Source organism: Acinetobacter wuhouensis (assembly GCF_001696605.3).
GTDB lineage: Bacteria > Pseudomonadota > Gammaproteobacteria > Pseudomonadales > Moraxellaceae > Acinetobacter > Acinetobacter wuhouensis.
Genome location: NZ_CP031716.1, coordinates 785,653 through 798,503, shown reverse-complemented (window position 1 = coordinate 798,503; position 12,851 = coordinate 785,653). Strand labels below are relative to the sequence as shown.

Sequence of the window (12,851 nt, the reverse complement as noted above, 5' to 3'; positions counted from 1 at the left end):
CATCAGAAAAAATTACTCAATCTCATCCATAGAGCGTAAGTTTTTCACTGCAATACGTTCAGCGTTCTTACGGTCACGTTCTGGCATCATCTTTGGCTTATACACTGGCTTAAGATCATCACCGATAACCGCAGAAAGCGGACGACGCTCTAATTGAATTTGGTCTTGCAATAACATTAATGCTTGGATCAATGCTTCTGGACGTGGTGGACAACCTGGAACGTACACGTCAACAGGGATAATTTTATCCACACCTTGTACAACTGAATAAATGTCGTACATACCACCAGAGTTTGCACATGCACCCATTGAGATCACCCATTTAGGCTCAAGCATTTGCTCGTACAAACGCTGAATTACAGGCGCCATTTTTACAAAGCACGTCCCTGCAACGATCATCAAATCCGCCTGACGCGGTGAAGCACGAATAACTTCGGCACCGAAACGTGATAAATCATGCACGCCTGTTAAAGTCGTTGCATATTCCACGTAACAGCATGAAGTACCAAAGTTAAAAGGCCATAATGAGTTTTTACGGCCCCAGTTTACAGCTGTATGTGCTACATCCTCTAAACGAGTCATAAACACATTTTTATTCACTTCTTCTTCAAGTGGATCCGTCACGATTTGACGATCTTGAAGCGGATATTGTTCAGCTTCAGGGTTCGCACGGGTTAAAGTATATTTCATTCCCGAGTTACTCCTTATTCAGAGACTTAGCCGGTGTTTTATCTTTCACACGACCAGAAGATTGAGCTGGAATTGTTCCTGTAGGATCAACCACCAACTCTTCAATTGAATTGAAGCGAGTAATTTCTGCAAGATCCATATTTGGAGAACCAATTTTAGCTTTAATACCAGCTGCTTTACGACGATCCGAAGGTGCCCAATTCAACGCACCAGTCGACATTTCATAAATCAAACCAACAAGTAAAACCAAAATAAATATTGCCGCTGTTGTGAATCCAACCCAACCTACTTCACGGACAGAGGTTGCCCATGCATATAGATAGAGAGCTTCGAGGTCAAATACCACGAAAAAGATAGCAACAAGATAGAACTTAGCAGACAAGCGGATACGTGCTCCACCAGCACTAACCACACCTGATTCAAATTGCTCTTGCTTCGCACGTCCCCATGATTTACCCCCTAGGAGTAAAGGAACGGTGAGCATAAAGACACATAAAAATGTCACGCCGATCACGAAGGCTATAATTGCCCAATCGTATGGAGTAATGGCACTCATGCGGGGATAACTCCTGGCAGGCCTATTATTTAACAAAGAATGTATGTATTGGCCTTGCAAATACACCAAACACAAAATAAATCTGGTCAATTGTACCCGATTGATGTCATCACTTGCTAGTTAATAGCTCTAAGTCTTTCGGATGATTTTTTAGGCAAAACACATAATTTTTCATGATTGTACGCTATATAGCATTCACTTATCGCTTTATCTAATCCCTTTCCTGATTATTATTATTTTTTCCGAACCTTGATTCCAATCGATGAATTAAGAATGATTAATCAGCAATTTAACTTATTTATCTAGCCATAAAAAAGCAGAGTTCAACACTATTTTTATCATTTTTCCCGACAATTTTATGATTTTAACCACGATCAATAATTTAATATTTTGTTACATTCTACACCAAAAAATAAACTCCATCCTGCTTATTTCGGGAAACAAATATCACATTATGAGAAAATAATTATTTTAAATTAAAATCAAACAATCCAATGTTCGTTAATTATCAAATTTCTACTACTGCAAAATTAAACCCATTTTTATGTTTAAAATTAGATTCACTTATGCCTACTTTTAACCTACCTGATAAGCATTCAAGCTTATTCAATTATTTTTCAAATGAATAACATCTGTTAATTAACTTTATACACACCAACACTATTTGATGTGTATGCTAAGAATTAACAACATCAAACCAAGACCTTTTAAACCTATAAATCAGGGGTACAACAATATGGAATTTTCAAGTAAACCAAATTACTTTTTATTTGCACAATTACTGATTCGTCATATCGAAAACTACGTCAAGAAACACCAAGATGCACAAAATGCCATTTTTGATTTACGTGATGTTTATGAAATTTTTCGTCAAGACTTAGCTGCAACAACAACCAATTTAGAAGGCATTTTAAATATTGCTGATGAATATCGTATTGACACAATTAATGGTGATCAAAAAATTATTAGCAGTTATAAAATCGACGCTGAACAAAATAGTTTGCTGATTGATTTCAATGCGGATGCATTGCAATCATTAAAAGATGGCAAAGCTATTATTGAGCCAGATGCCAGTATCCAAGAATAAATATGACATTCATAAAAAAGCCCGATCAAATTTGATTGGGCTTTTTATTTCAATCTTTTTTATCTCAATCTATTTTAGAACGAGACAGCATAATGATTTAAGCTTGGTCTTTTAATGTCCCGATTTTTTTCTTTTTAAAACGCTCCATTGGCCATGACATCGTAAAACGCGCACCGCCCAAATCTGGGCTTTCATCAACCTCAATCGTTCCACCGAACCAATAAGCAATACGACTGACAATAGACAGCCCAAGCCCATAACCACCTGATGCACGAGTACGACTATCATCTAAACGTGCAAAAGCCTCAAAAACACGCTTACGATCTTCTTCAGGAATACCAGGACCATCATCTTCTACACAGACATAAGCCATTTTTGTCTGATAATTAATTCCACCACTAATATTAATTTGCTGATCACAATAACGCACAGCATTGCCCACTAAATTTTGTACAACACGGTGTAGATAACGACGCTCCGCTTCAACCATGACATCTGATGACAAAGGATTTAAATGAATCGTTTTCTGCGTTTTCAATGCCTCAGTTTCTACTGCAACCTGTTGCAACAATTCAACCAATACAATCTGCTCAAAATCGAGTGATGGTGTGCCCTGCTCCAATTTCGCATAAGTCATGATCTCATCAATCAAGGTATTTAAAGCCTCAATATCTTTATCAATCATTTCAACCTGTTGTAGACGATACTCATGATCTTCTTCATCTGCAAGCATTTCCATACCAAAACGGATTCGCGCCACTGGTGTACGTAATTCATGTGAAACTGCACGCATTAGCTCACGCTGTGCTTCGATCAAACGCTGAATATGATCAGACATATTGTTATAGCTAGATGCCAAGCTTGCCATTTCATCATAGCCTTCTACAGGTACACGTTGTGACATATCCCCTGTTTTCATCACATCTAAAGCTTGATTGACTTGACGTAATTTACGTTGCATTGGCACAATCAAACCGTATACGCCCAAGCACAATAAAAACATACTCAATAAAGTAATACCCGCAGCAAGTTTTACAGGCATCCAATTAAACATTGGGACAGGACCGAGGGTCAGAACATCAGTTGGAGAGTTTGGCAAGGGCGAAACAATAGAAATCGTTGTCCCACGCGCTGTCGCACTATCTCGCCATAAGATCACACTTTGATCTGAACGCAATCGACCGATTTGTTCGGAATCTAAATTGAGTTGTGATATTTTTTCAACACCCACTTTATAAGAAAAGTGTTGCTGAATTTTTTTGAGATATTCTTGTTCTTGACCTGGATAATAGACCAGATAATCTAAAATAAATACTGGAAGCGCTTTCATTTGGCGCTCACCAATTTGATCTACTTTGATATAAAGATAATGTTTGGGATCACTACGAATTCCCAACACCAAATAGGCAATCCCCTGTTCTGCATCATAGCGTACAACTGCTTTTTGCTCAGAGATCCGTTTTTCTTCTGTACGAGATAAATCTACTTTTGCTGAATCTAAATAATAAATTGGAAGTTCAAGTAAATCTGATGCATCTGAAATCCAATCTAAGCGCTGTTGCTCAGTTTGTTGGCGTGCCACACCCTCACTGATGACATAGGAAATTCCATCAGTCAAAGACTCACGGTATTCTTGTGCACGTTGGTAGTTAATAATTTGAACCAATAAATATCCAAATAATGCTACCAAAACGACAAGAATAACCAATCCTGCGTAGATACGTAAGAATATGCTGTGTTTAGACACGCAAACTAACCTTCTTGCTTGCTACTTATCTTTATTACAAGGATAAAAAATAAGTAGCTTAGATAAAGAATGAATTGCTTATAAACCTGTTTCTTTTACGAATAAATAACCTTTACTACGTACGGTTTTAATGCGTTTTGGATTTTCGGGATCATCACCAATTTTTGGACGAATACGTGAAATACGCACATCAATTGAACGGTCTTGACCGTCGTATTCGATACCACGTAAGCGTTCAAAAATATCTTCACGAGAAAGGATACGACCCGCATTTGATGCAAGTAACCAGAGCAAGTCATATTCAGCACTGGTAAAATCAACCAATTCGTTATTCAAGGTAACTGAACGACCACCGTTATCAATCACAAGATCATCAAACTCGATACGTTGTGCAACTTCATCTTCAGGCGCTTTATCTGTACGACGTAATAAAGCACGAATACGAGCAAGTAAAACACGTGGCTGAACAGGTTTAGCGACATAGTCATCTGCACCCATTTCCAAACCAAGCACTTGATCCATATCTTCGGTACGAGCTGTCAACATTAAAATCGGTTGATGATAATGTGGACGCACTTCACGGCATACCGTTAAGCCGTCTGCACCTGGTAACATCACGTCTAGAACAACTAAATCAGGTTGTTCTGCAATAATACGACGAATGGCACGGTTGCCATCTGGTTCTACCCCAACTTCAAGTCCATTACGGATTAAATATTCTTGAGTTAAACGAGCGAGACGCTCATCATCTTCAACAATCAGAATTTTTGGTAACTTTTCTTCTTGGCTCATTTAATTTGCCCCTATATTTAATTGGGTGACTACTACAAATCTCGTAGATTCAACACACTATGATTTGCAATATACACACGTTTACATTGTAAACAAGACCCTATTCACCAAACTGATACATGAGCGTATCAATTTGTAATATTTTTATTAACTGTTGAATTGTCGACACTTTTGAATTTTTAAAACTTTGATTAAAAATTTTTCTTTATAACAATCAATATAGACGTGATTTTCTATACAAAATATTTCATTGTACATATTCTGTCTCATCAGTTCATCGCTTTTTGAGTTATCCACACAGTTATCTATAAGCACTCTTTGCAGTCTTTGCTATGCTATGCCCTTGTCATATAAGGCATATAACAAAAACGGTTCTTTTAGGAAAAAAGACAGGCATAAAAATTTACTGTTTAGGGATAAAACATTCTTAAAATGTCAATATTGATATGCACATAAAATTCCCGTATCTTGTGTTCTAAATTAAATTAAACCACTAAGTATTGTGTTTTAGTCCTCAAATATCGTGACAACTATCCTTTTCAGTATGTCCGATTCAAATGGTCCATAAACATAACAATGAAGACAATGGAGCTACGCTGACAATGAACGCCATTACAACCCCCGGTCTACTTCAAGTGATTAAACGCACTGGTGATGTTGCCGCTTTTGATGCAGATAAAATTTCTGTAGCAATTGGTAAAGCTTTTTTGGCTGTAGAAGGTCAACAAAGTGCTGATTCAAGCCGTATTCACGATCGCATCACTCAGCTCACTGAGATGGTGATGAATACTTTTAATCGTCGTTTACCATCTGGCGGAACAATTCATATTGAAGAGATTCAAGACCAAGTTGAATTGGCTTTGATGCGTACAGGTGAACAAAAAGTTGCACGTGCTTATGTGATCTATCGTGATCAACGTTCCGAAGCACGTAAACAAACAGGTGCTCATCATCACCCTACCTTACAAATCACAGATGCGAACGGTCAGCTTCAGCCTCTTGATTTGGGTAAAATTCAAGCCACGATTCAAAAAGCCAGCGAAGGCTTAGAAGGCATTGAAGTTCAAGCCATTGTCGATGAAACAGTTAAAAACTTATATAACGGTGTAAAACAGTCAGACATCTCAACCACCATGATGATGGCTACACGTACCCGTATTGAGCAAGAACCTAACTATACTTATGTCACTGCGCGTTTACTTCGTGATGACTTGGTTGCGACTGGTCTTAAATTCTTAGGTTTAGCGCCAGATACTTTAGAAAATGACGCACTTGAAACCTATTTGAAAAAAGGGATCGAGTTAGAGTTACTTTCACCAGAGCTTTTAAACTTTGACCTTGCACAATTGGCGGCTGCGATCAAACCTGAGCGTTCAAACCAATTTACTTACTTAGGTCTACAAACTTTATTTGACCGTTACTTCATTCATTCAAATGATATCCGTTTCGAACTTCCGCAATTGTTCTTCATGCGTGTTTCGATGGGTCTTGCGTTAAACGAAGATAATAAAGAACAACGTGCAATCGAGTTCTATGACTTATTGTCTAGCTTCGACTACATGGCATCTACGCCGACATTATTTAACTCCGGTACTTTACGTCCTCAGTTATCGAGCTGTTATTTAACCACCATCCAAGATGATCTATATGACATCTATGGTGCAATGCGTGACAATGCCCTACTTTCTAAATGGGCGGGCGGTTTAGGTAATGACTGGACGCCAGTGCGTGCTTTGAACTCATACATCAAAGGAACAAACGGTAAATCTCAAGGTGTTGTACCTTTCCTTAAAGTTGCCAACGATACTGCTGTTGCGGTAAACCAAGGTGGTAAACGTAAAGGTGCGGTGTGTGCATACTTAGAAACTTGGCACTTGGATATTGAAGAATTCCTAGAGCTTCGTAAAAACACAGGTGATGACCGTCGTCGTACCCATGACATGAACACGGCAAACTGGGTTCCAGATTTGTTCATGCAACGTGTATTTGAAGATGCTGAATGGACATTATTCACACCATCAGAAACACCTGATCTTCATGATTTAACAGGTGCAGAATTCGCTGAACGCTATGCGTATTACGAAGGCATTGCCAAAGAACAAAACATGCTGCATAAGAAAATCCGTGCGAAAGACTTATGGCGCAAAATGTTGTCAATGTTGTTTGAAACGGGTCATCCTTGGATCACATTCAAAGACGTATGTAACTTACGTTCACCACAACAACACGTTGGCGTAGTTCATTCTTCTAACTTATGTACAGAAATCACTTTAAATACCAATAAAGATGAAATCGCAGTATGTAACTTAGGTTCGATCAACCTTGTACAACACGTTCAAGGTGGCAAGTTAGATCGTGAAAAACTAGCTCGCACAGTGAAAACTGCTGTTCGTATGCTCGATAACGTGATTGACATTAACTACTATGCGGTTGAACAAGCACGTAATTCAAACTTGAAACACCGTCCAGTCGGTATGGGTATCATGGGCTTCCAAGATGCTTTATATGAATTGGGCATGGGTTATGGTTCGGATGAAGCAGTAGACTTCGCTGATGAATCTATGGAAGTGATCAGCTACTACGCGATTGAAACGTCAAGCAACTTGGCTGTTGAACGTGGTGTTTATTCAACATTTAAAGGTTCATTGTGGGATCAAGGTATTCTTCCAATCGACTCTTTAGAAATCGTGGCGAAATCACGTCCTGAACGTATGTTCGAAGTTGATCGTACACAACGTTTGGACTGGGATACTTTACGTACCAAAGTTCAAAAAGACGGTATGCGTAACTCAAACGTGATGGCGATTGCACCAACTGCAACTATTTCAAATATTTGTGGTGTTTCTCAGTCTATCGAGCCTACATTCCAAAACCTTTATGTGAAATCTAACCTTTCTGGTGAATTCACAGTGATCAACCCGTACTTAGTACGTGCGTTAAAAGATCGTGGTCTTTGGGACTCTGTGATGGTCAATGACTTGAAACACTTCGAAGGTTCTGTACAAAAAATTGCCCGCATTCCTGAAGAATTAAAAGCAATCTTTGCCACTGCATTTGAAGTCGATACTCGTTGGATCGTAGATGCTGCATCACGTCGTCAAAAATGGATCGACCAAGCGCAATCGCTTAACCTTTACATCTCTGGTGCAAATGGTAAGAAATTGGACATCACCTATAAGATGGCTTGGTTACGTGGTCTTAAAACGACTTATTACCTCCGTGCATTGGGTGCGACTTCTGCCGAGAAATCGACAATCAATACAGGTGCATTGAACGCAGTTAAACCAACGACTGTTGCAGCTCCAGTTGCTGAAACTAAACCTGCAGCACCTGCTGAAGAAGATGGTTTTGCAAATGCAGCGCCAGTTCCTCAAGCATGTTCAATCGACAATCCTGATTGCGAAGCTTGTCAGTAATTTTTAATCCTCCCCGCCCCTCCTTTTTCCAAGGAGGGAGAAAAGTCCCCCTTAACAAAGGGGGATTTAGGGGGATTCCAAATTTAGGCAATAAAAAAGCCCTCTAGCGTCCGTCAAAACTAACTAGAAGGCTTACAATCTCGAAGTGATACATAGATGGTCACAACGAGGCTGGCATATGTGAATGCGAGAGTGATTCTATCATTGAATTAGTTATCGAGCCAGTAAGAGTCATCTTAAGTTTGTATCAATGAGGTATGAGTCATGGCTAATAAAGCTGCTCGAAGTGCTATCACTGGTCAATATGTGACTTTGGAATATGCAAAAAAGCACCCCAAAACCACAGTTATTGAAACAGTAAAGCCTACTAAATCATCTAAAAAATGATTGAAAGGAGCCTTACTTTAAGGCTCTTCCAAAAAATTAATTAGGACTAAGAAATGTTCCATTTAAGTCATAACTACGAGTTAGGCGTAATCGCACTGATCTTAGCCTTTTTAATTTTTTATATACCAATGGCATACGCATTCTTTGCCATTCGTAAGCAACAAAAGCGTAAGCAAAATAAGTAGTGTGGGTATCTGTTCTTTCGAACAAGATTAAGACAACTATCGGCAAAACTTAATTTTGCTTACACAGAATGAGCGTATAGTAGTGACATCTTCGTTTGTAAGATGTCCATAACAGATATAAAGCAACGAAGAGAGAACAAACATGTCTATCCTAAGTTGGGACGATTTCGAAGATGATGAACCGAAACAAGCTGCACAAGCTCACCAGCCTGCGCCCGTCGAACCGAAGAAAACGACTGATTCGCAAGTGGTATCTGATGCACAGCAATCATCGCAGAATTTGGCAACTGCACAACCCGCTGGAACCAATCAAAGAACCACAAAACATTCAACCGATTCCTTGGCAAGAGCATCTGCAGCCTTAGAAACATTGGATGTTGCACCTGGCTTAGAAGAGCTTGAAATGGGTGCACAACGTGTACAAGTTGATGATAAAGCCATGATCAACTGTCGCGCTGACTTGAACCAACTTGTACCATTCAAATACGAATGGGCTTGGCAAAAATACCTAGATGGATGTGCAAACCACTGGATGCCACAAGAAGTCAACATGAACCATGACATCGCACTTTGGAAGTCTGAAAATGGCTTAACCGAAGATGAGCGTACTATTGTGATGCGTTCTTTAGGTTTCTTCTCAACTGCCGATTCTTTGGTTGCAAACAACTTGGTACTTGCGATTTACCGTCACATTACTAACCCAGAATGCCGTCAGTACATTTTACGTCAAGCATTTGAAGAAGCGATTCACACACATGCTTACCAATACTGCATCGAATCTTTAGGTATGGATGAAGGCGAAGTCTTCAACATGTACCGTGAAGTTCCATCAGTAGCGCGTAAAGCAGCTTGGGGCTTGAAATATACGCAGTCTTTAAGTGATCCTACTTTCAAAACTGGTACACCTGAAAACGATCAAATCTTACTACGTAACTTGATCGCTTTCTATTGTGTACTTGAAGGGATCTTCTTCTACTGTGGTTTCAGCCAAATCTTGTCAATGGGTCGTCGTAACAAGATGAACGGTGTTGCTGAGCAATTCCAATACATCTTGCGTGATGAGTCTATGCACTTGAACTTTGGTATCGACATGATTAACCAAATCAAGATCGAAAATCCAAACTTGTGGACTGCTGAATTCCAAGAAGAAATCGTTCAAATGATTCTTGAAGGTACGATGCTTGAGATCGAATATGCGCGTGACACAATGCCACGTGGTGTATTGGGTATGAATGCAGCGATGATGGAAGAATATTTGAAATTCATCGCAAACCGTCGTTTGGCTCAGTTGGGCTTACCTGAACAGTTTGCAGGTGTGAACAACCCATTCCAATGGATGTCTGAAATGATGGACTTGCGTAAAGAGAAGAATTTCTTTGAAACGCGCGTAACAGACTATCAGACTGGTGGTGCGTTAAGCTGGTAATACTTTTTTACGTCGTCACGCGACACATAAGTTGTCATTTGCGACACATAAAATGTCATTGCGCGACACATAAGTTGTCATTGAGAAACCGCCATTAATGGCGGTTTTTCCTTTAATTCAAATTGAATTTTAATCACATAAGTTAATCTAATTTAACTATTTGATCATTCTTCCAAATATAAACTTGTTATGCCGATATTGGTTAGTTCTGAAATATTCATATACCTCTACACCACCGTTATAGTTTTGTCTCCTCTCCCCCGACAATACCCACATAAAAGTTTGTTCAGTTTCCGCAAGATATTTTTGAAAAAGATCTTTTCTTAAATATGATAAATTGCCTTGCAAAATATCATTATCAGATTTAAAGGTTCTAAAAATAGATGCTACCCCATCAGGATCATATAAGTCTGGATCACCATTATGATATTTTAAACCTAGTCTCTCGCATAGTTCAGGGGTTGGAAAATCTATTCCCCCAGCTTGATTTAAAGTACTATGATAAGACTCCCAAGAATAAGAGTGCACAGGAACTTCTATTAAAAAGCTAGATTCATCCCATGAATCAAAATTCATTCGACTGCTTACATTACCATTCAGTTTCAAAAATGTATTTCCCAAAACCATTTCACCTGCGTATTTGTAATGGTTTTCAGGAATTTGTGGCAAAGTAATACCACCAATATCATCTTCATTTAAAATAAAATCACTTATTGTGGAAATGTGTTCATTAGAAATAAAAAAACCTCTCATGAATGTAAATATTTCACGATAATCCGCTTTCGAGCCCTCTTTCAGAAATCCATTCAGTAAAATCCAACTATCAGTTTGGGTAAACTGCTGAGTCTCTAATAAATCCAAATAATTCGGGATTGGCCCATTTACAATCCACTCACCAATATCATTTGGAGCATCGGTAAATATATCTGTAAGTGCTGGATTCCAAGAATTAGTAACGTTAGGGAATGTTGGATCGATGCTCACATCGCTACATCTTTCATTACTACGCCAATCATCTAAAAGCTCTCTATCAGCTTTCCACCCATACATTTCATAGAAAGCAATCCAACTATATTTTTTCCCATATCTATCTATTTTTACATCACGATCATAATAAGAACTCGAGCCTATATCTCTATCAATCTCTTGAAATTTCTCAGGCTCATATCCAAGTTGAATCATTCTCTTTAAAATAGTTTTTCTTGTTTTAATATAATCAGGATGTGAATCATCATAATTAGCTCTATTAGTAGTTAGCCTTCCAATAGTGTAATTATTAAAGTCCATACGAAGAGCTACTTTCTTGACTTCAATTATTCTCTCTTCACTAACATCAGGAAGACTCTCAAACAAGTTTGGTAAATGCTTATAAGGCTTTTGACAATAATTTAAATATTCTTGACTGACAAAATTTTGATCTACACTACAGTTAAAGCATGATTAATAATACCTAAGAAATATTCTCTCAAAATTGTATGAGTCGTAAAGTGTCGGGCATTTGGCAAAAAACAAGATTCAATTATTCGTATCGCAAAATTACAGACATTACTATTTATTTCTTTTCCATCAGTAAAATCAGCACTTAAAATAGCTCCATACGCTGCAGCAAAAGTTCTTTCAGGCACATATGGATCCGTAATATCTAATGAATTAATTGCCATCTCAAAAAATGTTTTTGGATCTTTTTTCGCATATATAGAAAGTACTTTTGTAGCTTGATCTCTTAAATCTCTATGGTTAGTTGTTAATAACCATTGGAGCCATATAGCTCGACCTTTTTCATTAGAACCAATTTGTATTTCAGACCATCTTTTTTCAAGGACTTCTAGGTCATTTTTAAGTTCTCTAGAATTTTTTCTTATCCATTCAGACCATGTTAAATCACGGTATGTATTGCTCATATTTCTTAAAGATTTATCTAAGAAATTTGCATCAAATGGATAGGCATATGCAGAACGAGTAGTTTTCAGCTTTGCAAATGCTTTAGAAGCAAATTTTTCTGAGGATAATAAATACGTCTGAAATTGCTCTATTGTTTCTCTATTGATAAGAGCCGCTTGCTCTTGCGTAGTTTTTAAAAGAGCCTGCTCCCTGTAATCGCCATCCAACAATTGCCAAAATTGTTTTCTAGAATTAGATTTAGGATATAAGCCAACCAATGAGTTAAAAACATCATAAGCTAAAGTATTTGAATGTGATTGGTTATACTGAATTTTATTACTATTTTGCATTATCCAACTATTAAAATCTCCTTTCAATAAGTATTCAGCTATTTTAAAGCCCGCCATTAGATCATAAGTAAAACCAATCTCTTGCCTTCCACTCTGCGATCTATATCTTAATAGAACACCTTCAGATTCAAGACTTTTTATTAAACTACTCCCCCAATCAACAATATCATTAGCAATTCTACGAGCCTGTCTAAACTCTAAAGTTCTACAATTTTCTTTCCATAACACTTCAGCAATATTCAATAAAGCATCTTCAATATCCTCATGGTATAGCCTTTGATTTGATGAAGATAAAGCCACAATACGGTCAATTGCATTTTTAAAATATTTCTCA

The 12,851-nt window shown here is 38.0% G+C and carries 11 protein-coding genes; 5 read left to right on the top strand and 6 right to left on the bottom strand.

What is annotated here, in order from left to right:
* Nucleotides 1–12: 12 nt before the first annotated feature.
* Nucleotides 13–690: a NuoB/complex I 20 kDa subunit family protein gene (locus BEN71_RS04435; RefSeq protein ID WP_010115110.1), complete on the bottom strand. Its 678-nt coding sequence runs from the start codon at nt 688–690 to the stop codon at nt 13–15.
* A gap of 7 nt (nt 691–697) precedes the next feature.
* A complete protein-coding gene (locus tag BEN71_RS04430; RefSeq protein ID WP_068974059.1) occupies nt 698–1,246 on the bottom strand; it encodes an NADH-quinone oxidoreductase subunit A in 549 nt (182 codons plus the stop codon).
* Between the two features lie 736 nt (nt 1,247–1,982).
* On the opposite strand from BEN71_RS04430, the gene BEN71_RS04425 reads away from it, so the two are divergent.
* Entirely contained in the window at nt 1,983–2,333 is a 351-nt protein-coding gene (locus BEN71_RS04425) for a hypothetical protein (protein WP_068974060.1), read from the top strand.
* Between the two features lie 97 nt (nt 2,334–2,430).
* Here the strand turns inward: BEN71_RS04425 and bfmS are convergent, their stop codons facing one another.
* Together bfmS and bfmR are read right to left on the bottom strand one after the other, a co-directional pair.
* The gene (gene bfmS / locus BEN71_RS04420; protein WP_068974061.1) at nt 2,431–4,080 is read right to left on the bottom strand and encodes a sensor histidine kinase BfmS; all 1,650 of its coding nucleotides are present in this window, start codon (nt 4,078–4,080) and stop codon (nt 2,431–2,433) included.
* A 78-nt stretch (nt 4,081–4,158) separates the two neighbouring features.
* Entirely contained in the window at nt 4,159–4,872 is a 714-nt protein-coding gene (bfmR, locus tag BEN71_RS04415; protein ID WP_068974062.1) for a response regulator transcription factor BfmR, read from the bottom strand.
* Nucleotides 4,873–5,474: 602 nt separating this feature from the next.
* Here bfmR and BEN71_RS04410 point away from each other — a divergent pair.
* The 4 genes from BEN71_RS04410 (at nt 5,475) to BEN71_RS04400 (ending at nt 10,286) form a co-directional block, all read left to right on the top strand.
* Nucleotides 5,475–8,288 carry a ribonucleoside-diphosphate reductase subunit alpha gene (locus tag BEN71_RS04410; protein ID WP_068974063.1) on the top strand — a complete coding sequence of 938 codons (2,814 nt, stop codon included), beginning with the start codon at nt 5,475–5,477 and terminating at the stop codon, nt 8,286–8,288.
* Between the two features lie 264 nt (nt 8,289–8,552).
* On the top strand, nt 8,553–8,675 hold the full coding sequence (locus tag BEN71_RS19425; RefSeq protein ID WP_257220019.1) for a hypothetical protein: 123 nt from the start codon (nt 8,553–8,555) through the stop codon (nt 8,673–8,675).
* A 53-nt stretch (nt 8,676–8,728) separates the two neighbouring features.
* Nucleotides 8,729–8,860: a preprotein translocase subunit YajC gene (locus BEN71_RS04405; RefSeq protein WP_086322764.1), complete on the top strand. Its 132-nt coding sequence runs from the start codon at nt 8,729–8,731 to the stop codon at nt 8,858–8,860.
* 142 nt (nt 8,861–9,002) lie between these two features.
* Nucleotides 9,003–10,286 carry a ribonucleotide-diphosphate reductase subunit beta gene (locus BEN71_RS04400; protein ID WP_068974064.1) on the top strand — a complete coding sequence of 428 codons (1,284 nt, stop codon included), beginning with the start codon at nt 9,003–9,005 and terminating at the stop codon, nt 10,284–10,286.
* A gap of 156 nt (nt 10,287–10,442) precedes the next feature.
* On the opposite strand, the gene BEN71_RS04395 is transcribed toward BEN71_RS04400, so the two are convergent.
* Both BEN71_RS04395 and BEN71_RS04390 read right to left on the bottom strand, forming a co-directional pair.
* Entirely contained in the window at nt 10,443–11,639 is a 1,197-nt protein-coding gene (locus tag BEN71_RS04395; protein ID WP_068974065.1) for a hypothetical protein, read from the bottom strand.
* 65 nt (nt 11,640–11,704) lie between these two features.
* Nucleotides 11,705–12,817, bottom strand: a complete 1,113-nt coding sequence (locus BEN71_RS04390) for a hypothetical protein (RefSeq protein WP_068974066.1) — start codon at nt 12,815–12,817, stop codon at nt 11,705–11,707.
* Nucleotides 12,818–12,851: the final 34 nt, after the last annotated feature.

Excerpts from the sequence above, each read along its gene's own strand:
- BEN71_RS04425 (WP_068974060.1), top strand. The coding sequence starts at position 1,983 with ATGGAATTTTCAAGTAAACCAAATTACTTTTTATTTGCACAATTACTG.
- BEN71_RS04410 (WP_068974063.1), top strand. The coding sequence starts at position 5,475 with ATGAACGCCATTACAACCCCCGGTCTACTTCAAGTGATTAAACGCACT.
- BEN71_RS04435 (WP_010115110.1), bottom strand. The coding sequence starts at position 690 with ATGAAATATACTTTAACCCGTGCGAACCCTGAAGCTGAACAATATCCG.
- BEN71_RS04400 (WP_068974064.1), top strand. The coding sequence starts at position 9,003 with ATGTCTATCCTAAGTTGGGACGATTTCGAAGATGATGAACCGAAACAA.
- BEN71_RS19425 (WP_257220019.1), top strand. The coding sequence starts at position 8,553 with ATGGCTAATAAAGCTGCTCGAAGTGCTATCACTGGTCAATATGTGACT.
- bfmR (WP_068974062.1), bottom strand. The coding sequence starts at position 4,872 with ATGAGCCAAGAAGAAAAGTTACCAAAAATTCTGATTGTTGAAGATGAT.
- BEN71_RS04430 (WP_068974059.1), bottom strand. The coding sequence starts at position 1,246 with ATGAGTGCCATTACTCCATACGATTGGGCAATTATAGCCTTCGTGATC.
- BEN71_RS04405 (WP_086322764.1), top strand. The coding sequence starts at position 8,729 with ATGTTCCATTTAAGTCATAACTACGAGTTAGGCGTAATCGCACTGATC.